The sequence below is a fragment of the Mesorhizobium sp. M0923 genome, from assembly GCF_040319365.1.
Lineage (GTDB): Bacteria > Pseudomonadota > Alphaproteobacteria > Rhizobiales > Rhizobiaceae > Mesorhizobium.
Genome location: NZ_JAMYNW010000005.1, coordinates 197,635 through 219,609, shown reverse-complemented (window position 1 = coordinate 219,609; position 21,975 = coordinate 197,635). Strand labels below are relative to the sequence as shown.

The window sequence follows — 21,975 nt, the reverse complement described above, 5'->3', positions numbered from 1 at the left end:
CAAAACCTAAGACTGACGATCCGTCGAAGGCACTTACCTCAACATCTCCGCGTCCTTTGGCACGCCCGCATCGATCGGCTCGGCCGTCCTGTCCGACACGGCGGCGATCTTCCCGGCGGCCGACAGGTTCGGGCGCACGAAGACCGGCGCGACGCCGTCGACGCGGCTGTAGAGGTCGATAATGTCCTGATTCATGAAGCGCACACAGCCGGAGGAAGCGTTCTTCCCGATGGAATCCCACTCCGGCGTGCCGTGCAGCCGGTACATCGTGTCCTTGCCGTCGCGGAAGAGATATAGCGCGCGTGCGCCCAGCGGGCTGTGCGGGCCGGGCGGCATGCCGTCCTTGTATTTCGCCAGTTCCGGCCGGCGCTGGATCATCTCTGGCGGCGGCGTCCAGACCGGCCACTTCTTCCTCGCCTGAACCACAGCGCTGCCGGTCCATCCGAAACCGGCCTTGCCGAGGCTGACGCCATAGCGAATTGCCTTGCCGCCGTCGCGCACCAGATAGAGGAAGTGCTCGGAGGTATCGACGACGATCGTGCCGGGTTTTTCTCCGGTCGGATCGGACACGATTTGGCGCACGAATTTCGGATCGACCTTGGCTACCGGGATTGCCGGCAGTTGATAGCCCTCGTCGACGCGCGCCGCATACATACTTGCGGCATCGCCGAAAGCCGGATCGCTTGGCGCCGCGGTCACTGGCGGCGCCGCTACGTCCGTCGTGGTGCACGCCGAAAGAGCCACGGAGGCCGCGCCCAAAGCGGATGCACCAAGAAACGCACGCCGGTTCAGGCGCTCAAAAAACAGCGGAATATCGGACATGAACCCCCGGCTTGCCCATGAGATCCAGGAAAGATGCGGCCCCACGCGTGCAGGATCAATATACGATTCCGGAAGCTTTGAGAACATGATTGGATCAAGGCACGCCAGGCGGAATTCGCAACGCTGCGTCGACCTGTCTCGTTAAATCGGCAATCATTGCGGACCGGACTCAAGATAAGCCTTCGCCGAGTTGCCTGCCATGGACGACAAGATGCCCGCACGCCGGCGGACCAGCGACCTCACCAGTGGACCTATCCCGCGTACATTGCTGCTGTTCGCCCTGCCGGTGCTCGGCTCCAATGTTCTGCAGTCGCTCAACGGCTCAATCAATGCCGTCTGGGTCGGTCGTTTCCTCGGCGAAGCGGCGCTGACCGCCACGTCCAATGCCAACCTCGTGCTGTTTCTCATCCTCGGCACCGTCTTCGGCATCGGCATGGCGGCGACCATCCTGGTCGCGCAATCGGTCGGCGCCCGCGATCTGCCCGAAGCCCGCCGCATCGTCGGCACCAGCGCCACCTTCTTCTTCCTTGTCTCGGTGGTGTTCGCGGTCTGCGGCTGGATCTGGGTCGATACAATCCTCAATGCGCTCGGCACGCCGGCCGATGCGTTGCCGCTGGCGCGCTCCTATCTGCGTATCATTTTTCTCGCCGTACCGATGATGAACCTGCTGTCCTTCGTCATGACGGTGCTGCGCGGCGCCGGCGATTCGCGCACGCCTTTCCTATTCATGGCGCTGGCCGTCGTGCTCGACGTCATTTTGAACCCGTTGCTTATTCTCGGCATCGGCCCGTTCCCCGAACTCGGCATCGCCGGCTCGGCCACCTCGACGCTGATCGGCCAGACGGTAAGCGTGCTTGCCATCCTGATCGTGCTTTATGCGCGCAAGCACCCGCTGCGGCTGGCCGGCGCCAATCTTGCTCTGCTGCGGCCGGACCCGGCGCTGCTGCGCATTGTCGTCTTCAAGGGCGTGCCGATGGGCCTGCAGATGATCGTCGTCTCGTCCGCGGCGCTGACTGTGATGGGCATGGTCAATGCCTACGGCTCGCAGGTCGCGGCTGCCTACGGCATAGCCGCCCAGCTCTGGACCTATATCCAGATGCCGGCGCTCGCCATCGGCGCCGCGGTCTCGTCCATGGCGGCGCAAAATGTCGGCGCCGGGCGCTGGGACCGGATCGGCCGCATCGCCGCGTCCGGCGTCGGCTTCAACCTTGTGCTTACCGGCGTGCTTGTCGCGCTGCTGTTCGTATTCGATCGCGCGGTGCTCAGCCTCTTCCTCAGCAGCGACAGTGCAGCGATCGACATCGCCACTCACATCAACAAGGTCGCATCCTGGTCCTTCATCCTGTTCGGCATCACCATCGTGCTCTTCGCCACTGTGCGTGCCACGGGCGCGGTGATGCCGCCGCTGATCATCCTGGTGATCTCGGTACTTCTGGTGCGCACCAGCTTCGCCTATTTCTTTCGAAGTGCGATCGGTGAGGAAGCGTTGTGGTGGAGCTTTCCGGCCGGCTCGATAACCTCGCTCGTGCTGGCCACGGCCTATTATCGCTTCGGCGGTTGGCGCAGCGTGCACATGATCGAGAGCCGGCCGGCTGCCGGCGAACCGCCGGATACCGGCCTCGGCGTGCCGCGCCAGCGCGCGCATCTTTCGCCCGAGACGCCGAACGGCTGAAAGGCCGGCTCAGCGCGCGTATTTCGCGCCAAACCCGAGCGCCACCAGGGAAAAGACGACAATCATGCCGGCAAAGGCCAGGCTCGCCACGGTCGCGCTTGCCACGGTCGACAGGATGCCGATGCCGATGACCGGCAGCGCGTTGCCGCAAAAACAGCAGATGAAGAAGGCCGAGACCACTTCGGCGCGCCGGTCCGCCGGCGCGATCTCGTTCACCACTTGCAAGCCGCCGCGATAGCCGAGCGCTGCCGACACGCCACACAGAGCACTTGCGGCGACCATGATGGCCATCGAGGCGAAGACCTGCGCCGCAACGATCAGTGCGACGCTGGGGATCATCAGCGCAAGTGCCGCAAACATCGCGGCCCGGCTCGAAAGACGCGTCGTCGCCACGATGGTGCCGGCCGCCACGATCGACAATTCAAAGAACAGAGCGCCGGCTACCGCATGGTTGGCTACCTGCAGTTGCTGCGCCAGGATGCTCGGCGCGAGTGCCGCATAAAAGCCGACGAGCGCCATCGCGCCAAAGCCGGTCACCGCCGGCGCAACGAAATTTGCGCGGATGTCATCAGGCACGGAAAGCCGCGGCCGCATCGAGACGTCAGCCAGTTTTCCCGGCCGCGAAACGGTTTCCTGCGTACGCCAGATCAGCAGGGTTACGATCGCTAGCATCGCCAGGTGGACGACGAATATCAGCCTGAGCGGCCAAGGTGCGTATTCTGCGAGCAACCCGGCCCCCAGCGCACCAATGCCGAGGCCGAGAAAATTGGTGCTGGTGGCAATCGTCGCCGCCTGTGACTTGTCGTTGGCCGAGAGCAATTCGGCGAGCCAGGCCGTCCCAGTCCCGGCGCCGACGCCAATTCCCAATCCGCTCAAAATCCGGGCGATGTCGAGCCACGCGACATTTTCTGCGAACAGGAAAAACACCGCGCTGACGACGGCCACCGCCATCCCGGCCAATGCCATCGGACGGCGCCCGATAACATCGGACACACGGCCCAACATCAGCAGCGCTGCCAGATTGCCGATGACATAGACGGCGTAGACCAGCGTCAAAGTGATCTGCGAGAAGCCGAAGACCTGCTTGTAGATGATGTAAAGCGGCGTCAGCGCCGTGCTGCCGGCGAAAAGAGCCGCGATCATGGCAGCCACGGCAGCCGCTGCGGCGCTGCCGCCGAGTTCGTGATCGCGCGTCATGACTTGAGCGTGAGCTGTCATTTTTCGACCTTTTGCTGTTCGGGATCTGACACCAAACGCCTTTTTCGCGTCAGCCGTTCCCCCTTCCCGACTTGCTCCTGACAAGTTTGGCAGCTTTGCCGATGGCGCTGAGCGAGATCCTCTTTTAACCTCAGCGGATTGTCAGGGGAGATTCATGGGCAAAGGACGGGTCGAGGCATTCACCGATGGCGTGGTCGCCATCATCATCACCATCATGGTGCTGGAATTGAAGGTGCCGCATGGCGAGGATTTTTCCGCGCTGGCACCACTCTGGCCGATATTCCTCAGCTATGTGCTGTCCTTTATCAATGTCGGCATCTACTGGAACAATTTGCACAACATGTTCCATACCGTGCAGCGGGTTGACGGCCGCGTGCTGTGGGCGAACCTCAACCTGCTGTTCTGGCTATCGCTGATGCCGGCGACGACAGCCTTCATGGGTGAGAACCATTTCGCGCCCGTGCCGGTCGCCGTCTATGGCGTCGACCTGGCGCTCTGCGCCATCGGCTTCAACATCCTCACCATGGCCCTGCATCGACTGCACAGCAGCGAAACCCTTTTCGCCAGGGCATTGGGCAATGACCTCAAGGGAAAGATCTCGCTGGCCCTCTATATCGCCGCCGTCGCACTGACCTTCGTCAATCACTGGATCGGTGTCTCGATCTATGTCCTGGTAGCGCTGATCTGGTTAGTGCCGGACAGGCGCTTCGAGCGGCTAATCGAGAAATAGACAGACCATGATCCCGAACCGAAGGACCGCGTCAGCGAAAAGTGGATGCCGGTTTTCGGAAAAGATCATGGTCCAACGAGAAGATAGAGCCCATCCCGAATTTTATCGGGATGGAACAGGCTCTAGCCTCGCATTTCCTTCAGCTTTTCCGCTACCGAGGCGGCAAGGTCGGCGTAGCGCTCCTCCAGCCGCTCGGCCGCCTTGATCACTGAAAAATCATGGCCGAACTTTTCCAGCGCCATACGCAGCTTTTCGACGAACTCCGCCTGTTTTTCGAGCGCCGAAAAAAGCGTTTTCACTTGCGCTTCGCTGATGTCGGGATTGGCAAGCATTTGCGGCACTTCGCGGCTCATCTGGTCGCCGGTTGCGGTCTGTTCTTTCAGGATCTCGATCCAGTCGGTCAATCGTCAGTCTCCTTTTTCGATATCAGCATGCGCAGCGCCCGCCGACGCGGTCAACCCGAAGATACCGGCATCGGCTTGCGCGAGCCTCGTTCCGCGCTAAGTTCGCCGCGGCCAGAACAGGAGAAAATCATGACCACCAACGCCGAGATCCAGACCGCCCTGCCCGCACTTGCCTCCGGTAATGTCGCCGTCATCACCGGCGCGGCCAGCGGCATCGGCCTTGCCGCGGCCAAACGACTAGCGGCGATGGGCATGAAGATCGTGCTGGCCGACATCGGCGGCGCACGCCTCGATGAGGCCCGACACGCCGTCGCCGCCATCGCCGGCGAGAGCGCCGTGCTTGCCGTTGCAACTGACGTCTCGAAAGCCGACGAGCTCGACCGACTGGCCGAACGGACATTCGGCGCCTTCGGCGACGTCTCGCTGCTGATGAACAATGCCGGCGTCGGCAACAACCCCGGCAAGCCCTGGGAGAACCGCGAGGCCTGGAAGCAGTTGCTGGACATCAATTTCTGGGGTGTCATCCATGGCGTCGAGGCCTTTGCGCAGCGCATGCTGGCGGCGGGAAAGCCGGGTCTGATCGTCAACACCGGCTCCAAGCAAGGCATCACCACGCCGCCCGGCAACCTCGCCTACAACGTCTCCAAGGCTGGCGTGAAGACCTATACCGAGGGCCTTGCACACGCGCTGCGCAACGAGCCCGGCGCCAATGTCGCGGCGCATTTGCTCATTCCCGGGTTTACCTTTACCGGCCTGACCGAAGGTGCGACCGAAAAGCCGGCCGGCGCCTGGACCGGCGAGCAGGTCATCGACTTCATGCTGGCCTCGGTGCTGCGTGGCGATTTCTACATCCTGTGTCCCGATAACGAGGCGACCCGGTCCATGGACGAAAAGCGCATGGCTTGGGCGATTGGCGACATCATCGAGAACCGCCCTGCCCTGTCGCGCTGGCACCCGGACTACAAGGAAGCCTTTGCAGCATTCATGAAATGATCCGGCGAACGTCGCGCAGGAACCCGGACAACAGGCTCCCTCACGCCGAAGCGTGCTTCTTCGCGTTGCGCTTCTTGGCCACGGCTTTGGGTGCGGCCATGTCGGCAACCTGTTCGTCGTGCCGCTTCGCCGCGCGTTCACATTTGGCCCGGATTTCCTCGACTTCGGATTCGGTCAGGTGCTCGATGCCGATAAAGGTATTCTTGGCTTTGCTGACGCGGATCAACTCGTCGAGCTTGGCCTGGATCGCTGCACTGTCGCGGTTCTGGGTGTTCTGGATGAGAAACACCATCAGGAAGGTGACGATCGTGGTGCCGGTATTGATGACGAGCTGCCACGTGTCGGAAAAGCCGAAGACCGGACCGCTTGCCGCCCAGACCACAATGATCAGGAAACAGACGGCAAACGTCGGCGGCAGACCGGCAAGATGGGCGATATGGTTGGCGATCCTGGTGAACAGCTTTTCGATCATGGCAGGGAGAAACAATCGGCAACTGCTTCGAGTTCCCTGCGAGGAGGAATTCACGGTCAAACAGCGCACGCGCCGCGCTCGCAACGATCAGGCGGCGTCGTTTTCCCAGCGGTCGAGGAAAGCCTCGATAGGCAAGGCCTGCATGTCGGGGACTGCCCTGGCCAGTTTCTCGACCGGCCAGTCCCACCAGGCAAGACGTTCGATCCGTGCCGCAGTTTCCGCGCTGAAGCGCTGGTACAATGGCTTGGCCGGAACGCCGGCGACGATTGCATAGGCCGGCACGTCGCGCGTCACCACCGCGTTGGCACCGACGATCGCGCCATTGCCGATCACTATGCCAGGCATGATCACCGCGCCATGGCCGATCCAGACATCATGGCCAATGCTGACGGCTTTCGCCCGCCGCCGGTCGCGGAACGCCTGATCGACACCCAGCCAGCGGAAGTACTCGTTGGGCCGGTAGCTGATCTTGTGTTGCGTCAGCCGCTCGACCGGATGCTCCAGCGCATTGATGCGGCTGTTGGCGGCGATCGAGCAGAACTTGCCGATCGTCGTGTAGATCGCCTCGGCGTGGCGCTCGAAGTAGGAGAAGTCGCCGACCACCACCTCGCGCAGGATGACCCGCTCGCCGATCGACGCATAGCGTCCAAGCTTGCAAGCCTTCAGCTCCGCCGTCGGATGGATGCGCGGCTCGGGATCTTTCAGGACAAGGTGTTCGGGACGGTCCATGCGCGCGCTTTACGCCGGCACGCATAGTCTCGCAAGCCGAGTGCAGCGCCGCGCATCCGTTTGGATGCGCCAAGGACCCTGTAGCACCTTCAGTCTCTATTTCGGCTTGCCGCTGGTCCACACCACGTTCTGGCCGTAGAGCGGCACGGTGGTGACCGACATTTTTGCCGAGCCATCCTGCACTTGGCGCGAATGCGAGAGGTAGATCAGCGTCTCGTTGGCCTTGTCGTAGATCCGGTTCACCACCTGCTTTTTCCAGATCAGGCTGATGCCTTGCTTGAACACCTCCTCGCCGGCCTCGCTCATGTCGATATCGCCAATGGTGATCGGCCCGGTCTGGCGGCAGGAGATCGAAGAATCGGACGGGTCCTCGAACCAGTTGCCTTTCTGCAGGCGGTCGATCATGCCACGGTCGAAATAGGAGACGTGGCAGGTCACGCCCTCGACCTTCGGATCCTTGATCGCCTCGACGATGATGTCGTTGCCGAGCCAATCGACGCCGACCTTGCCGACTTCCTCGGCGACGGCCGCGCCGGCACCAATGACCAGGCATGCGGCCAACGCGCCGCCAATCAATTTTCGCAAAGAGGCCTCCTGCGGTTCGAATTTTGCCGACCTCAGGTGGGACGAACGGCAGCGCTTTGCAAGCAGATCGCCTTCCCACTGGATTGCCGGTTGCGGCAACGCGACATCTTTGCGTCGGCGCGACCGAACCGCTAAGAGTGTTCGCCAAGCCAGGGCCTTCACGGCGCCAATATGGCGGCCGATGGAAATCACGACGGACTTTCACTGATGATGCGTTCAATTCTGGTCGGCATTCTGCTCTTGATGGCCGCAGGCATCGGCTGGCTCACCTTCGACTGGTACCGCGGACATTATGGCGGCGAGCCGTTCGGAGCGCCGTTTACGCTGGTCGACCAGAAGGGCGCGCCGGTCACCGAAGCCGCCTTTCGCGGCCACCCCAGCGTCGTTTTCTTCGGCTTCACGCATTGTCCGGAAGTCTGCCCGACCACGCTTTTCGAGTTGGCCGGCTGGCTGAAGACGATGGGCGACGACGGCAAGAATCTGCGCGCCTATTTCGTTACGGTCGACCCGGAGCGCGACACGCCCGAAATCATGAACACCTATGTCAGCAATTTCTCCGATCGCATCCTCGGCATCACCGGCGATCCCGACAAGGTCCACGCCATGGCCAAGTCCTTCGGTATCTACTGGAAGAAAGTCGACACGAACGACGGCGACTACACGATGGACCACACCGCTTCGGTGCTGCTGCTCAATGCCAAGGGCGATTTCGCCGGCACCATTGCCTATGGCGAAAGCCCGGACGCCGCCATCGCCAAGCTCAAACGGCTGGCGGCGGAAGGTTGACATATCCGGTAATGACGCAGACGCGTTTGTATTTCACCGCGGGCAAGATCGAGGCTGATCGCATCTTCGCGGCGCTCGGTGCGGCGTTCGACGATGAGGGCCTGCCGGTTGCGGTGCTCGAGGTCGACGAGGACCGCGACATCCACGAAGTATCGCTCTATGCGGACGACAACGTCGATGCGGTCGAGGCGCGGCTTAGGGACATCCTTGCCGGACTGTCGCTGTCGAAATCGATCGAGCGCGAAGCGCTGCCCGACATCGACTGGGTGGCGCGCTCGCTGGAGGGGTTGAAGCCGGTGCGGGCCGGGCGCTTCTTCGTCCATGGCGCGCATGACCGCAGGAAGCGCCACAGCGGTGAGCTCGCCATCGAGATCGAGGCCGGCCTTGCCTTCGGCACCGGCCATCACGGCACCACCGCCGGCTGCCTCGAAATGCTGGAGCAGGTCATAGAGCGCGAGCATCCGCGCAACGCGCTCGACCTTGGCACCGGCAGCGCGGTGCTCGCCATCGCGGTGGCCAAGCTCGCTCATATTCCAGTGCTGGCGACCGACATCGACCCGGTCGCCGTCAAGGTGGCCGCCGCCAATGCGCGGCTGAACCATGTCAAGGCGCTCATTGAAACGGTGGCTGCACCCGGTTTTCATCATCCGATCTTTGCCGCGCGTGCGCCCTTCGACCTGATAATTGCCAATATATTGGCGCGGCCGCTGATGCGGCTGGCGCCGCAAATGGCCGGGCATATCGCGCGCGGTGGCTCGATCGTTTTGTCAGGCATTCTCGAGCGCCAGCGCGACGCGGTGATCGCGGCCTATGTCGGCCAGAAATTCCGGCACGTCCGCACCTTGCACCGCGAAGGCTGGGTGACGATCCATCTCAAGCGCTGAGGCGCCGCGCCTTCAACGCATCCGCTCGGACCTAGCGAGAGTTCGCCGCTTTCTTCAGCTCTTCGCGATCGTAGCCGTGAGCTTTCAGCGTTTCGTCATCAAAGCCAAGCAAAACGCCGCTCACATACCGGCTCGCTTCGCGCTGGCGAGCTTCGATCAGCGCGTTCACAGCGCTTCTGAAAAATCCGCGTCTGGCTGAAATCGTGGACATGATGGTCTCCTTTGCAGGCAATAAGACACGTTCCTCCACGTTAAGAAGGTAAGCCTTGCTGACGCTTTTTGAAATCGCCGATTCTGCATGGCCTCCATGCGCAAAAAGAGGCTGTCGCGACCAGGCATGATCGTTCCGAAAATCGATTCCGATTTTCGAGGTCATGCGCTACGGTCGCGCCAGCATTCGAGGAGAGCCCACATGTTCCAGACCTTCGATTCCGCCGGCGATCCGGCCGTTGGCAAGCCGCGCGTGGCAATGCTACGCCAATGGTTGGCGGCGAATGGGCTGGACGGCTTCATCGTGCCCCGCGCCGACGAGCACCAGGGCGAATATGTCGCCGACCGCTCGGCACGGCTGAAATGGCTGACCGGCTTCAGCGGCTCGGCCGGCGTCGCCATTGTGCTTGGCAAGCGCGCCGCCATGTTTGTCGACGGGCGCTACACGCTGCAGGTGCGCCAGGAGGTCGATCTCGACATCTTTTCGATCGAGAGCCTTGTCGACAACCCGCCGGCCAACTGGATCAAGGACAATCTCGGCAAGGGCGTGCGGTTGGGCTTCGATCCATGGCTGCATACGATCAGCGACGTCAAGGCGCTGAGGGCCTCGGCCGTGAAGTCCGGCGCGATACTGGTGCCGCTCGAACAAAATCCGATCGACGCCATTTGGCAGGACCAGCCCGGGCCGCCACTGGCGCCGGTCGAGATCCACCCGATCGGCTTTGCCGGCGAACTGGCCAAGGACAAGTTGGTCCGGCTGGCGGCAGCCATCGAGAAGGAGGGCGCCACCCATGCCGTATTGACCGACCCCTCCTCCATCGCCTGGGCCTTCGACATCCGTGGTGGCGACGTGCCGCACACACCGCTGGCGCTCGGCTTTGCCGTGCTCGCCGCCGACGGATCGCATCTGCTTTTCATGGACCAGCGCAAGTTCTCACGCACCGTCGCAGCCTATCTGACGCAGCTCGCCGAATTGCACGAACCCGGTGAATTCGAAACAGCGATCGTCACCCTGGCCAAGGGCGGTGCAAAAATCGCGCTGGACCCCGCTCTGGCGGCGGAGAAGCTCAGCATGCTGGTCGAGGACAATGGCGGCACCGTCACTGCCGCACCGGATCCGGCCCGCATCCCACGCGCAACGAAGAACAAAGCCGAGATCGCCGGCGCCCGCGCCGCGCATCGCCGTGACGGCGCCGCGGTCGCGAAGCTGCTGTGCTGGCTCGACCGTCAGGAGCCCGGCACGCTCGACGAAATCACCGTTGTCACCAGGCTTGAAGAGACGCGCCGGCACACCGGCGACGAAACACAGATGCCGCTGCGCGACGTGTCGTTCGACACCATCTCCGGCGCCGGCCCCAACGGCGCCATCATGCACTATCGCGTCTCCCGCGCCACCAATCGCAAACTGGAGCATGGCGAGCTGTTCCTGCTCGACTCCGGCGGACAGTACCAGGACGGCACCACCGACATCACCCGCACAGTGCCGATCGGTACGCCGGCCGAGGAGATGCGCGAACGCTTCACGCTGGTGCTGAAAGGCATGATCGGCATCTCCATGCTGCGCTTTCCCCCAGGCACGCGCGGTTCCGAACTCGATGCAGTGGCGCGCCTGGCGCTATGGAGACACGGCTGCGATTTCGCCCATGGCACCGGGCACGGTGTCGGCTCCTATCTTGCCGTACATGAGGGCCCGCAGCGTATCGCCAAGACCGGCACCGAAAAGCTGCTGGCCAGCATGATCGTCTCCAATGAGCCCGGCTATTACAAGGAAGGTTCTTACGGCATCCGCATCGAAAATCTTGTCCTGGTCACTCCGGCTGAGATGGTCGAAGGCGGTGACATCGCCATGCATGGCTTCGAGACGCTGACGCTGGCGCCGATCGACAAGCGGCTGATCCGGTCGGATCTGTTGACGCGTGACGAGTTGCATTGGCTCGACGAATACCACGCGCGGGTGCTGGCCGAGATCGGACCGATGCTCGACGGCGAGACGCTGGCCTGGCTGGAAAAGGCAACCGCCCCCCTGCCGCACGACTTCAAGCAATAGCGGCGGCGGCAACGCCGGTTGACAGGCTTTGCTCCGCAAGCAGTTCTTGCAAAGCCGTGACGTTGGAAGAACCGGCTCCCTTGCGCCAGAACAACACCGTAACGGCGTTGTCTTCGTCAGAGGGCAGTTCGTGCAGCTTTAGCCAGCGGCTCTCCGGGAAACCCGAAAGCACGCTTTTCGGCATCAGCGCTATGCCCATGCCAGCCACCACGCAACCAAGGATGGCATGGTATGAACCAGGCTCGATGGTTTTCTCGGCCATGAACCCTCTGCGCGCGTACCATTGTTCCAGCCGCTTGCGGTGCGGGCAGCCGTGCTCGAAGGCTATCATGGTTTTGGGCATGTCCAGGCGGTCGTCGATCGAAACGCGCGATGCCGCCGAGACAATGACCAGTTGCTCCTGGAATGCTGACTGCTTTTCGAACGGAGCGTCGGCGATCGGCTCGGCGGCGAAGGCTGCATCGAGTTCGCCGGCAAGCATGGCGGTCGCGAGAACCTGCGGGTTGCCGGTGCGCAACTGGATTTCCACTTCGGGATAACGTGCGTGATAGTCGGCGAGCAGACTTGGAAGCCGTGCCGCGGCGGTGCTCTCCATGGCACCTAGGCGAAGCGTGCCGCGCGGGCGTGGATCGAGCATCGCCGTTCGCGCCTCCTCTGCAAGCGCCAGCAGCCGATCCGCATAGCCGATCAATTTGTGACCGGCGGGCGATACGTGCAGGCGCTTGCCCTCCCGGATAAACAGCTGCACGCCGAGATCCTCCTCGAGCTGCCGGATGCGTGTGGTCACGTTCGATTGCACTCGAAACAGTTTTTCCGCTGCCCTGGTGATTCCGCCCTCGCGCACCACCGTGCGGAAGATGCGCAGATCGGCCAAATCCATATATCTCTCCTGGAGAACATAACGATCTTAATTATTCATTTTAGCTGATTAGCCCTTTCCCGTAAATCGTCGGTGTAGCTGCCGATCAACACGGCAAACCAGGGGAGATGGAAATGTCGCCTGAGCCCTTCGGCATCCAGCCGATCGATCTAAGCGCATTGACGCCGAAGCAGCGCGAGGCGCTCTATAGCGGCGCCGTGCGTCGCGCCCACCAGGAGAGAGCGGAGGCGATCCGGCTGAGCCTGTCGCGGGTCGCGTCGATATTCAAGAAGCCTGCTGGCTGGGCAGGAGCTATTGTTTCGTTCGCTGGGCTTATGGGCGCTGCGGCGAAGCGTACGATCAGAAGTGGTGATTTTCGCAATGGCGGTGGGTCGGCTATCGACCGGACCGCAGCATCACCCTGAGTGCGAAGCCGACCTGGCTTGTGCTGCCCAACAACTGCGTGACCGACATCACACAGACGACGCCAATCTGCAGGGGATTGACCGCAGCCTTACTGCTGCCAACCGGCTTTCTTCAACAGATCCGCCATCTGGTCTGCCCAATGTGGATTGCGCAGCCTGAGCGGCGCCAAGGCATCGCCTGTAGGGTTCTCCATCTCCCGCATCAGTTCGACGCAAGATCTTGCCTCCGGCAGACGTCCAAGCGAGACGTAGCAGCAGGCGAGTGTTTCATGGGTGGGTCGCCACGTGGGACCGACCTTGCGAGCCTCAATCGCCGCGACGAGCCCCTCGTTTGCCTGCCCCGCAAATAGATAAGCGAGCGCCAGGACATTAAACCAGACGAAGTTCTGCGGATCGTACCGGTTCAACATAAGGCCGTGTTCGAGCGGCGCTATCGCTTCGGATGCGCTGCCGCGGAAAAGCTGCCCCATTCCCATAGCCAGATGACCAAGAGCGAAACTTGGGCTGATCTCGATCGCTCTTTCCGCAGCAAGAACGGCTTGTTCCTGCGCATTGGCATAGATGCTGCAGATGGCGAGCGCATAATGCGAATAGGGATTTTTCTCGTCGAGCCGAACCGCCTTCAGGGCTGCATCCAGGCCTTCTCGGATATCCTGTGCCGGCTTGTCGCTCCAGCCGTAAGCGACGATGCCGGCGCTCACCCGACCGAGCCAGAGATGGGCCTCTGCGAGTTCAGGATCGAGCTTGCACGCCAGCCGAAATAACTCGCGGCCACGCAAGTGAGTTTGACGGCCGACGTGGTGAAAATGCCAGGTACCTTGCCGCACCAGGTCCCAGGCCGTCGCATTTCCGCTGTTGCGTCCAACGGCTGGGAGCGACTCCGTCTTGAGCAGTTCGGGTTCGATCGCACCAGCCACCCGCTCGGCTATGGCATCCTGGACGGCGAACGCCTCCGTCAGTTCCATCTCGTATCGTTCGGCCCAGATCTGATTGGCCGAGGCGGCATCGACCAGTTGCGTCGAGACCCGGATCTGCTGGCCGGACCGGCGCACACTTCCTTCCAAGACATAACGGGCGCCAAGCTCGCGGGCCACCTGTTTGGAGTCGACCGACTTGTCCTTATAGACGAAGCTGGAATTGCGCCCGATCACCCGGAACCATCGGAACCTCGTCAGCGCGGTGATGATGTCCTCGGTGATGCCGTCAGCCAGATAGGCCTGTTCCCTGTCGCCGCTGACATTGGCGAACGGCAACACCGCAATGGACGCCCTTTCGGAGAGACCCGCCAGTTGGCTCGGAAGCGCATCGTCTGCAGCGGGGTCAAGCACATGAACACTGCCGGCGAAGCGATATCCGGTGCGGGGGACGGTGGCGATCCATTCGCTGCCGTCCGGCTGCGGGCCGAGTAGCTTGCGCAGGGCGGCAATCTGCACCGAAAGATTTGCTTTCTTCGACGACGGCATCGGACCAGGCGGCCTCCATGAGGGCCGTCCTGCTCAGCGCCTGCGTCGGTGCCTCCACCAGGGCCTGAAGCAACGACAAGCCTTTTTGCCCGACCGCAACTGGCTTGCCCTCGCGAACAAGCGTCCCGCGCAGCAGGTCGAGCACGAACGGCCCGAACGCGAAGCGTCGCGGTGCTGAAGCATCTCGCTTTCCGGCTTCGGAAGAATTCGGAACTTTTCGCCTCCTGTTAAGGACTTCGGACGGGGGACTGATCATTCTGGCCGTCCTTCGCACAGACTAACACAAATGGAGGTTCAAGATGATGATGTTGAAACAGCCGGCCGCAATGGACAGTGCTGCGCCCAGCGAGGGAAAGGCTTTGGTTGTTAGGGGCGGCGAGGCTTATCGGGCCGAACAGGGGTCGGACTATCTGCCGGGAATAAGTGCTGAGACCGTCGGAGCGAAGGCCCTTTGGCTGGGCGTCGCCTCAATCCCGCCGGGCAAGCGGACCAAAGCCCATGTCCATGCGCGCCACGAAACAGCATTTTATATGCTGAGCGGAGACGAGTTGGAGATGTGGAGCGGGGACGAACTGCAGTTTCGCGACCTCGTGCATCCCGGCGACTATCTCTACATTCCCGCCAACGTGCTTCACGTTGCCGTGAACCGGGCAAGCACGCCGGCCACCTTTATTGGCGCCCGCAACGAACCGACCGCACAGGAGAGTGTCATTCTCTTCCCGAAGATGGACGGCAAAATACCATAGAGCGGCGATCTGGCAGGAAGACAGGCGTACTCCGTCGGTCCACTACCCGACGAGCTGCCGCGCAAGGATCAGCACGGCAGCACCCGCCAGGAACATCGCCATCAGCCCGCCGCGCAGCGAGACCAGGCCGGCAACAATCAAGGCTGCCCATTCCGCCGGTCCGGCGCTGAGCGCCGCCGGCGCCACCAGCGTGGTCAGCACCGCCGCCGGCACGGCGCTGAGCCCGGCCTCGACGCGCGGATGGATATGGTCGAAGCGTGAGATCACCAGATGACCGCCGATGCGGGTCAGATAGGTCGCGATCGAAGCGGCGACGATGATCCACAAGGTCGTGCTCATGGCCGTGTCTCCACGCCGCTGTGGCGGGGCGGCAGGATGACGGCGAGCAGCACGCCGGCCAGCGCACCTATGGAGACATGCCAGGGCGAGCCGACGGTTTTGTACGCAATGGTGGAGGCGGCAGCGCTGGCGATGACCACCGGCAGCCACAGCGGCCGCTTGCGGAAGCTCATGACCAGGCCGAGAAAATAGATCGGCAGCAGGAAGTCGATGCCCAGCACATGGGTGTCGGGAATAAGCTTGCCGAACATCGCGCCGAGCGCGCTTTCGATGACCCAGAACACATAGACCGGCAGCCCAAGCCCCATATACCAGGTAAACCCGACGGTTTCGCCGGCCTCCGCCTTGCGCTCGGCCATCGCGAACTGCGGATCAGTGAGCACGAAATAGCCTATCGCCTGCTGGATCAGTGGCCAATGCGCGATGCGCCGGCCGATACCGGCCGAATAGAGCACGTGGCGAAAATTCACCGCGAAGATCGACAGCACGATCAGCCACGGCGCGACATGCTGGCCGAACAGCTCGATGCCGACCATCTGGCTGGCGCCGCCGAACACCGTTGCGCTCATCAGGAACGCTTCGAGCACGGAAAACCCGTTGTCGACTGCGAGCGCCCCGAACAGCAATGCAAACGGCGCCGATGCCACCACGACGGGCATGCTGAGCCGCACGCCGTCCCAGAAATCGCTTTTCGCACTGTTTTCGGAGATTGCTTCCGCCGACATCAATCGCCTCCTCGGGACGGTCGTATGTAGGGAGGGCCGCCCTCCTTGTCACACCAATTCGATTGAGGCAAATGATCAGCGGAAGTGATGGCTGAGGCGGGCGGCAAGGCGCTCCAGTGCCCAGTGGACAAAAATCAGACGCTTGGCACCTGGGAGGGCATATCCGTTGGCGCCCATCGGTCCTTGCCAAAAGTGGCGGCCACAGACCCAAGGCCAGAGGTGGTTCCCCAGAGGTGGTTGCAATGAGCGAATTTTTCATCGATCCAAAATTCGGCCGCCTGGCCTTCGGCGCCGATCCCGGCAGCTATCACGCGACGCGGCCTGGCTATCCTGATTGGGTATTCGAAATTCTATGTGAACGGTGCCGTCTCGCCCCTGGCACGGCGACGTTCGAGATTGGCGCAGGTACAGGAACTGCTACGCGCCGCTTACTCGAACTGGGCGCGAGCCCGATGCTCGCCATCGAGCCGGATTCTCGCCTCGCGACTTTCCTTTGCGAGACTATTCAGGACAAGGCGCTCTCGGTGAGCGTCTCTGCGTTTGAGGATGCCGTCCTTGAGAAGGCCGGTTTTGATCTCGGCGTCAGCGCCACTGCCTTTCATTGGCTGGATGAGGACACCGCGCTGGTCAAGGTCGCCGAGCTGCTTCGGCCGGGCGGCTGGTGGGCAATGGTCTGGAATGTATTCGGCGACAACAGTCGCCCCGATCCCTTTCATGATGCGACGAAGGCACTGCTTGAAGGGCCTTCGAGCCCTTCGGCGGGCTCAAATGGTATTCCGTTCGCCCTTGATGCCGAGGCCCGCGTGGCGGCGCTGGAGCGAACCGGCGCGTTCGATTCCATCGAACATGGGACAAGTGTCTGGTCGCTCGTCCTCGATCCTGACCAGACGGTCGCCCTCTATGCCACTTTTTCCAACATCAACATCCGCAGCGACCGCAAAGCAATCCTGGCGGAGCTGGGTCGCATCGTCCGCGACGAGTTCCAAGGCTCCATAACCCGCAACATGACCACCAGCCTCTACACTGCGCGGCGCATTTGACTGTCTGATTTATCCGCTAGCGCGGCGAAGCCTTGCCTTCGATCGCCCTGCCCCAGTCGAGCAGCGGTTTTGCCCGCATGACGAAGTCGACGAGTTCGTCAACCAATCCAGCTCCATAAATATCCGCCGGCTCGACTGCGTGCCGGACGGCAAAATGCCGATTGCGGATCGCGGCAGCGAGATCGGGCTCGGCGATATGCTCGAAGCCGCGCGGCGTGCGCTTCATGCAGCCGTCCGGGTCGAGCTCGAGGCCGTTCTTCTTCAGCGCCGCGACGAGGGTGCGGAATTCAGCCGGCCGCTTCGCGATCGCGTTGCGCAGCGCCAGCAATAGCTCCGGTCCGGGCTGCCACCAGGCAACGGCGGCAAAGCAGCGATCGAGCCCGATATGGACGTAAAACACGCCCTGTTCCATCTTGGTGCCGTCAGGCGAAAGGATCGCCGACAAATGCCGGTTATAAGGCCGTTTGTCCTTGGCGAAACGCACATCGCGATTAATCCGGAACAGCGACTTCTTGCGGTCGCCGCGCAGGCCGAGCCCCGCGGCCGTGAAGCGCTCGGAGAGCGTTTCGACCAGATCGCCGAAGGGGTCGCGCAGATCCCGTTCGAAAAGGTCGCGGTTTTCCAAAAACCACTCCCGGCTCTGATGAAAATCCAGCGCCTTGAGGAAGGGAATGGCCTTTTGCCCAAAACCGTTGAACGCAGCCGCCATCACGCGCCCTTGCCGATCCGCTGCAACCAGGTGTCCTCGTCGATCACCTCGATGCCGAATTTGGTCGCGTCCTTCAGCTTGGAACCGGCGCCCGGCCCCGCTACCAGGAGATCGGTCTTCGCAGAAACCGAGCCGGCGACCTTCGCGCCGAGACGTTCGGCCATCGCCTTGGCCTCGGGGCGCGTCATCTTTTCCAGCGTGCCTGTAAACACGATTGTCTTGCCGGCGACCGCACTATCGGCTGAGACGTTCACGATGTATGGCTTCGGGTGGACCTGTGTGAGCAGCGCTTCAAGCACGGCGTCGTTGCGTTCATTGCCGAAGAAATCGCGAAGCGCACCTATCACCGTATCGCCGATGCCGTTGATCGAAGGAAAAACGGTGTGTGGATCGGCTGCCGCTGCTGTCTCCTTGCCAATGCGGATCAACTCCTCGATCGTCGAGAAGGTTCGGGCAAGCACAGCGGCCGTCGTTTCGCCGATATGGCGGATGCCCAGCGCAAAGATGAAGCGATCGAGTTCCGGTTCGCGGCGAGCGTCGATGGCAGCGAAGAGCTTGTCGAGGCCGTCGTAGTTGCGTTCCTCGACACTGCGTACATTCTTGCGCGTCTTGCCCGACGCGGCCTCACGCTGCCTGGCCTGCTCTTCCCGCCGCTCGGCCAGCGCCTTGGTAACGGCGGGACGACGATCCCTGAGCGTAAAGATATCGGCGGCTGTCTTGATCAACCCGGCGTTGAAGAACAGATCTATGTTTTCAGCGCCCAGGCCTTCGATATCCATGGCGCCGCGTGACACGAAATGGCGCAATCCTTCCACGGCCTGCGCAGGGCAGATCAGTTCGCCGGTGCAGCGGCGGCGGGAATCCTCCTTGCCGGTCTTCTCGTTGATCTCGCGCGTTGCGGGTGAGCCGCAGATCGGACATTTGTGCGGGAATTCGTAGGGCACGGCATCTGGCGGACGCTTATCGGCTACGACGCTGACGATCTGCGGAATGACGTCCCCTGCCCGCTGGATGACCACTGTGTCGCCGATACGCACGTCATAGCCGTCGCGGATCGGCTGGCCGTTGCTGTCCAGACCCTTGATGTAATCTTCGTTGTGAAGCGTGACGTTTTCGACCACTACGCCGCCGACCGTGACGGGTGCAAGCCGGGCAACGGGCGCCAGCGTACCGGTACGGCCCACCTGAATGTCGATCCTGAGCACGGTTGTCATCGCCTGTTCGGCCGGAAATTTGTGGGCGATGGCCCAGCGCGGTTCGCCAGTGACGAAACCCCATCTGCGCTGCAATTCCAGCTGGTCGACCTTGTAGACGACGCCGTCGATGTCGTAGCCCAGTGATGAGCGCTGGGTCTCGATCAGGTGATAATGCGCGACCAGTTCCTCGACCGATCTTGCCCGGACCATCAGCGGGCTGACCTTGAACCCCCACTCCGCGAATTTCTGCACGGAATCGTACTGGGTCGGAGCCGGATCCTTTGTGGTAAAGCCCCAGGCGTAGGCAAAGAACTTGAGGTTGCGGCTGGCGGTAATAGACGGGTCCTTCTGACGGAGCGACCCGGCCGCGGTATTGCGCGGATTGACGTAATCCTGGCCGCCGATCGCCGCCGAGCGCTGCTTCAACGCCTCGAATTCCGCGTAGGTCATATAGACCTCACCGCGTATTTCGATGACCTCGGGCCAGCCCGATCCCTTCAAGGTCTTGGGAATGTCGGCGATGGTCCTCAGATTGGCGGTGATGTCCTCGCCAACGGCGCCGTCGCCGCGCGTTGCCCCCTGCACGAACACACCACCTTCATAACGCAGCGAAGCCGACAGCCCGTCGATCTTCGGCTCAGCCGTGAAGGCGATGTCCAGATCCTTGTCGCGATCAAAGAACCGCCGGCCACGTACGATGAAATCGGCGACATCCTGGTCGGTATAGGCCTTGGCGAGGCTGAGCATCGGCACCGCATGACGCACCTTGGCAAAGCCTTCCGCCGGTGGCGCGCCGACCCTGCGTGAGGGGGAATCCTCACGCAGCAAAGCAGGGAAGCGCTGTTCGATGGCGAGATTGCGCCGCGTCAGCGCGTCATATTCCGCGTCCGTGATTATCGGCGCGTCCTCGCCATGGTAGCGCCGGTCGTGCTCGGCGATCTCCTGCGCCAACCGCTTCAACTCGCTTGCCGCCTCGCTTTCGCTGAGCGAATCGACTGGTTTTTCGTCCATACACTGCTCCCTCCACGGTGGCGCGACACAATAGAACAGGATTCTCTCATGAGGGAGAGATCAGACACGGAAATCATTCCTGAACAGCAGGATGGAGCCAGACCCTGACTCAGGTCACGAGCGCCGGAAACGAACTCGTCTAGAGCAATTCCAGGAAAAGTGTGAAACGGTTTTCCGTCCGGAATTGCGCAAAACAAAGAGGTAGAGCGGTTCGGCGTGATGAACCGCTCTACGCTGCCGCGATGTTCTCCCGCAGCAAGCGCTCGGCCGCCGCGCGCGCCTCGTCGGTGATGGTGGCGCCGGCGAGCATGCGCGCGATCTCCTCCTGCCGCGCCGCCCGGTCCATCTCGGCGATGCCGGTCGACACCCGGTCGGCCCCGCCTGACTTGGAGATCAGGAAATGCGTCGCGGCGCGCGCCGCCACTTGCGGCGCGTGCGTGACCGAAAGCACCTGCACGCGCTTTGCCAGCCGCGCCAGCCGCTGGCCGATGGCGTCGGCAACCGCGCCGCCTACCCCGGTGTCGATTTCGTCGAAGACCAGGGTCGGCGCCGAGCCGCGATCGGCCAGCGCCACCTTGAGTGCCAGCAGAAAGCGCGAAAGCTCGCCGCCGGAAGCGACCTTCATCATTGGGCCGGGCCGGGTGCCGGGGTTGGTGCGCACCCAGAACTCGACCTGGTCGATGCCTTCTTCCATGCGGCTCCCGGCATCGCTTGCGATCTCGACGATGAACTCAGCCCGTTCGAGCTTCAGCGCCGGCAGTTCGGCCATTACCGCCTTGGTCAGCCCTGCGGCCGCCGCATGGCGAAGCGACGACAGCTGGGCCGCCGTAATGTCATAGGCCTGACGCGCAGCTGCAGCCTGTCTCTCCAGCGCATGCAGGCGCTCTTCGCCAGCGTCGAGATCGGTAAGGTCGGCCGCCATGGTGTCGCGCAGTTGCGCCAGATCGTCGACAGCGACGCTGTGCTTGCGCGAGGCGGCACGCAGCGCAAACAGCCGCTCCTCGGCCTTCTCCAGCCGCTGCGGATCATATTCAGTGGCGCGAAGTGCTGCTTCCACGCCCGACTGCGCCGCGTCGAGCGACAGCATCGCCTCGTCGAGCGATTTGACGACCTCTTCAAGCAAGCCGGGCGCTTCCGTCACCTTGCGCTGCAGCCGCCTGAGCAGGCTGGCCAACTGCGGCAAGGGTGAGGACGGGCCCGAGAGCACATCCTGCGCATCGTGGATTTCCGAGGCGATCTTTTCGGCACGCATCATCGAGGCGCGCAGTTCGGCGAGCTCGGTCTCTTCACCCGGTTGCGGATCGAGCCTGGTCAATTCGGCGACCGCCGCACGCAGATAATCGGCCTCGCGGGAAGCCGCCTCGACTTTGGCCCGGTGCCGTGAAAATTCCTGCTCGCAGGCGCGCCAGTGCCGCCACGCCTCGCCTGTTGCACGCGCGGCGCCCAGATGACCGCCGAAGCTGTCCAGCAATTCCCGATGCGCACCGGGATCGACCAAAGCGCGCTCGTCGTGCTGGCCGTGGATCTCGACCAGCGCATGGCCGACGTCGCGCATCAGCGTCACGCTGGACGGCTGGTCGTTGACGAAAACGCGCGTGCGGCCGTCCGCCGTCTGGACGCGGCGCAGGATGATGTCGCCGTCGTCCTCGATGGCGTTCTCGGCGAGCAGCATACGGGCCGGGTGGTTGCGCGGCACGTCGAACACAGCGATGACCTGGCCTTGTGCCGCGCCATGCCGCACCAGCGAGGCGTCGCCGCGGGCGCCAAGCGCCAGCGACAAGGCGTCGAGCAGGATGGACTTTCCGGCGCCGGTTTCGCCGGTCAGCACCGAAAGGCCGGACGAGAAGTCGATGTCCAGCTTCTCGATCAGAACGATATCGCGGATCGACAGCCTGGAGAGCATGGTGACG

The 21,975-nt window shown here is 62.6% G+C and carries 23 protein-coding genes; 9 read left to right on the top strand and 14 right to left on the bottom strand.

The annotated features are described in order from the left end of the window. Nucleotides 1-33 precede the first annotated feature (33 nt). Nucleotides 34-822, bottom strand: coding sequence for a L,D-transpeptidase (locus NKH89_RS11150; protein ID WP_352481524.1), 789 nt, complete (start codon nucleotides 820-822; stop codon nucleotides 34-36). A gap of 199 nt (nucleotides 823-1,021) precedes the next feature. On the opposite strand from NKH89_RS11150, the gene NKH89_RS11145 reads away from it, so the two are divergent. Further along, complete coding sequence (locus NKH89_RS11145) at nucleotides 1,022-2,494, top strand: MATE family efflux transporter (protein WP_352481525.1); 1,473 nt, start codon at nucleotides 1,022-1,024, stop codon at nucleotides 2,492-2,494. Nucleotides 2,495-2,503: 9 nt separating this feature from the next. Here the strand turns inward: NKH89_RS11145 and NKH89_RS11140 are convergent, their stop codons facing one another. After that, nucleotides 2,504-3,691 carry an MFS transporter gene (locus tag NKH89_RS11140; RefSeq protein WP_352481526.1) on the bottom strand — a complete coding sequence of 396 codons (1,188 nt, stop codon included), beginning with the start codon at nucleotides 3,689-3,691 and terminating at the stop codon, nucleotides 2,504-2,506. 175 nt (nucleotides 3,692-3,866) lie between these two features. On the opposite strand from NKH89_RS11140, the gene NKH89_RS11135 reads away from it, so the two are divergent. Beyond that, nucleotides 3,867-4,442 carry a TMEM175 family protein gene (locus tag NKH89_RS11135; RefSeq protein ID WP_023721173.1) on the top strand — a complete coding sequence of 192 codons (576 nt, stop codon included), beginning with the start codon at nucleotides 3,867-3,869 and terminating at the stop codon, nucleotides 4,440-4,442. Between the two features lie 122 nt (nucleotides 4,443-4,564). Here the strand turns inward: NKH89_RS11135 and NKH89_RS11130 are convergent, their stop codons facing one another. Next, complete coding sequence (locus NKH89_RS11130) at nucleotides 4,565-4,846, bottom strand: hypothetical protein (RefSeq protein WP_023721174.1); 282 nt, start codon at nucleotides 4,844-4,846, stop codon at nucleotides 4,565-4,567. Nucleotides 4,847-4,975: 129 nt separating this feature from the next. Between NKH89_RS11130 and NKH89_RS11125 the strand changes: the two genes are divergently transcribed. Continuing rightward, entirely contained in the window at nucleotides 4,976-5,839 is an 864-nt protein-coding gene (locus tag NKH89_RS11125; protein ID WP_352481527.1) for an SDR family NAD(P)-dependent oxidoreductase, read from the top strand. Nucleotides 5,840-5,879: 40 nt separating this feature from the next. On the opposite strand, the gene NKH89_RS11120 is transcribed toward NKH89_RS11125, so the two are convergent. From NKH89_RS11120 to NKH89_RS11110, 3 genes are all read right to left on the bottom strand, one after another. Next, complete coding sequence (locus tag NKH89_RS11120; RefSeq protein WP_031194582.1) at nucleotides 5,880-6,311, bottom strand: low affinity iron permease family protein; 432 nt, start codon at nucleotides 6,309-6,311, stop codon at nucleotides 5,880-5,882. An 87-nt stretch (nucleotides 6,312-6,398) separates the two neighbouring features. After that, nucleotides 6,399-7,040 (bottom strand): DapH/DapD/GlmU-related protein, encoded by a 642-nt coding sequence (locus NKH89_RS11115; protein ID WP_023721177.1) that lies wholly within the window; start codon nucleotides 7,038-7,040, stop codon nucleotides 6,399-6,401. A gap of 96 nt (nucleotides 7,041-7,136) precedes the next feature. Continuing rightward, a complete protein-coding gene (locus NKH89_RS11110; protein ID WP_023721178.1) occupies nucleotides 7,137-7,625 on the bottom strand; it encodes a CreA family protein in 489 nt (162 codons plus the stop codon). Between the two features lie 207 nt (nucleotides 7,626-7,832). Between NKH89_RS11110 and NKH89_RS11105 the strand changes: the two genes are divergently transcribed. Both NKH89_RS11105 and NKH89_RS11100 read left to right on the top strand, forming a co-directional pair. Continuing rightward, nucleotides 7,833-8,411: an SCO family protein gene (locus NKH89_RS11105; protein ID WP_352495129.1), complete on the top strand. Its 579-nt coding sequence runs from the start codon at nucleotides 7,833-7,835 to the stop codon at nucleotides 8,409-8,411. An 11-nt stretch (nucleotides 8,412-8,422) separates the two neighbouring features. Continuing rightward, entirely contained in the window at nucleotides 8,423-9,295 is an 873-nt protein-coding gene (locus tag NKH89_RS11100; RefSeq protein ID WP_023721180.1) for a 50S ribosomal protein L11 methyltransferase, read from the top strand. Between the two features lie 31 nt (nucleotides 9,296-9,326). On the opposite strand, the gene NKH89_RS11095 is transcribed toward NKH89_RS11100, so the two are convergent. Next, nucleotides 9,327-9,671, bottom strand: a complete 345-nt coding sequence (locus NKH89_RS11095; protein ID WP_348633244.1) for a hypothetical protein — start codon at nucleotides 9,669-9,671, stop codon at nucleotides 9,327-9,329. 36 nt (nucleotides 9,672-9,707) lie between these two features. Between NKH89_RS11095 and NKH89_RS11090 the strand changes: the two genes are divergently transcribed. Beyond that, the gene (locus NKH89_RS11090) at nucleotides 9,708-11,552 is read left to right on the top strand and encodes an aminopeptidase P family protein (protein WP_352908860.1); all 1,845 of its coding nucleotides are present in this window, start codon (nucleotides 9,708-9,710) and stop codon (nucleotides 11,550-11,552) included. Here the strand turns inward: NKH89_RS11090 and NKH89_RS11085 are convergent. Beyond that, on the bottom strand, nucleotides 11,542-12,432 hold the full coding sequence (locus NKH89_RS11085) for a LysR family transcriptional regulator (protein WP_352855195.1): 891 nt from the start codon (nucleotides 12,430-12,432) through the stop codon (nucleotides 11,542-11,544). The genes NKH89_RS11090 and NKH89_RS11085 overlap by 11 nt on opposite strands. 113 nt (nucleotides 12,433-12,545) lie before the next feature. On the opposite strand from NKH89_RS11085, the gene NKH89_RS11080 reads away from it, so the two are divergent. After that, a complete protein-coding gene (locus NKH89_RS11080; RefSeq protein ID WP_156948172.1) occupies nucleotides 12,546-12,836 on the top strand; it encodes a hypothetical protein in 291 nt (96 codons plus the stop codon). An 89-nt stretch (nucleotides 12,837-12,925) separates the two neighbouring features. Here NKH89_RS11080 and NKH89_RS11075 read toward each other — a convergent pair whose 3' ends face one another. Beyond that, nucleotides 12,926-14,269: a winged helix-turn-helix domain-containing tetratricopeptide repeat protein gene (locus tag NKH89_RS11075; RefSeq protein WP_352788536.1), complete on the bottom strand. Its 1,344-nt coding sequence runs from the start codon at nucleotides 14,267-14,269 to the stop codon at nucleotides 12,926-12,928. Nucleotides 14,270-14,598: 329 nt separating this feature from the next. Here NKH89_RS11075 and NKH89_RS11070 point away from each other — a divergent pair, with 329 nt between their 5' ends. Further along, nucleotides 14,599-15,045, top strand: a complete 447-nt coding sequence (locus NKH89_RS11070; RefSeq protein ID WP_502895805.1) for a cupin domain-containing protein — start codon at nucleotides 14,599-14,601, stop codon at nucleotides 15,043-15,045. Between the two features lie 42 nt (nucleotides 15,046-15,087). Here NKH89_RS11070 and NKH89_RS11065 read toward each other — a convergent pair whose 3' ends face one another. Both NKH89_RS11065 and NKH89_RS11060 read right to left on the bottom strand, forming a co-directional pair. Continuing rightward, nucleotides 15,088-15,384 (bottom strand): AzlD family protein, encoded by a 297-nt coding sequence (locus NKH89_RS11065; protein WP_023721187.1) that lies wholly within the window; start codon nucleotides 15,382-15,384, stop codon nucleotides 15,088-15,090. Beyond that, nucleotides 15,381-16,109, bottom strand: coding sequence for an AzlC family ABC transporter permease (locus NKH89_RS11060; protein WP_352855193.1), 729 nt, complete (start codon nucleotides 16,107-16,109; stop codon nucleotides 15,381-15,383). The genes NKH89_RS11065 and NKH89_RS11060 overlap by 4 nt, the downstream gene beginning before the upstream one ends. Nucleotides 16,110-16,351: 242 nt before the next feature. On the opposite strand from NKH89_RS11060, the gene NKH89_RS11055 reads away from it, so the two are divergent. Next, the gene (locus NKH89_RS11055) at nucleotides 16,352-17,149 is read left to right on the top strand and encodes a class I SAM-dependent methyltransferase (protein ID WP_031194584.1); all 798 of its coding nucleotides are present in this window, start codon (nucleotides 16,352-16,354) and stop codon (nucleotides 17,147-17,149) included. Between the two features lie 16 nt (nucleotides 17,150-17,165). Here NKH89_RS11055 and NKH89_RS11050 read toward each other — a convergent pair whose 3' ends face one another. The 3 genes from NKH89_RS11050 to recN all read right to left on the bottom strand — a co-directional run bounded on the left by NKH89_RS11050 (nucleotide 17,166) and on the right by recN (nucleotide 21,968). Then, complete coding sequence (locus tag NKH89_RS11050) at nucleotides 17,166-17,858, bottom strand: DUF2461 domain-containing protein (RefSeq protein WP_023721190.1); 693 nt, start codon at nucleotides 17,856-17,858, stop codon at nucleotides 17,166-17,168. Further along, nucleotides 17,858-20,065 carry an NAD-dependent DNA ligase LigA gene (gene ligA / locus NKH89_RS11045; RefSeq protein ID WP_023721191.1) on the bottom strand — a complete coding sequence of 736 codons (2,208 nt, stop codon included), beginning with the start codon at nucleotides 20,063-20,065 and terminating at the stop codon, nucleotides 17,858-17,860. Before ligA ends, NKH89_RS11050 begins: the two co-directional genes overlap by 1 nt. Before the next feature lie 229 nt (nucleotides 20,066-20,294). Beyond that, nucleotides 20,295-21,968 (bottom strand): DNA repair protein RecN, encoded by a 1,674-nt coding sequence (gene recN / locus NKH89_RS11040; RefSeq protein ID WP_352495123.1) that lies wholly within the window; start codon nucleotides 21,966-21,968, stop codon nucleotides 20,295-20,297. Nucleotides 21,969-21,975: the final 7 nt, after the last annotated feature.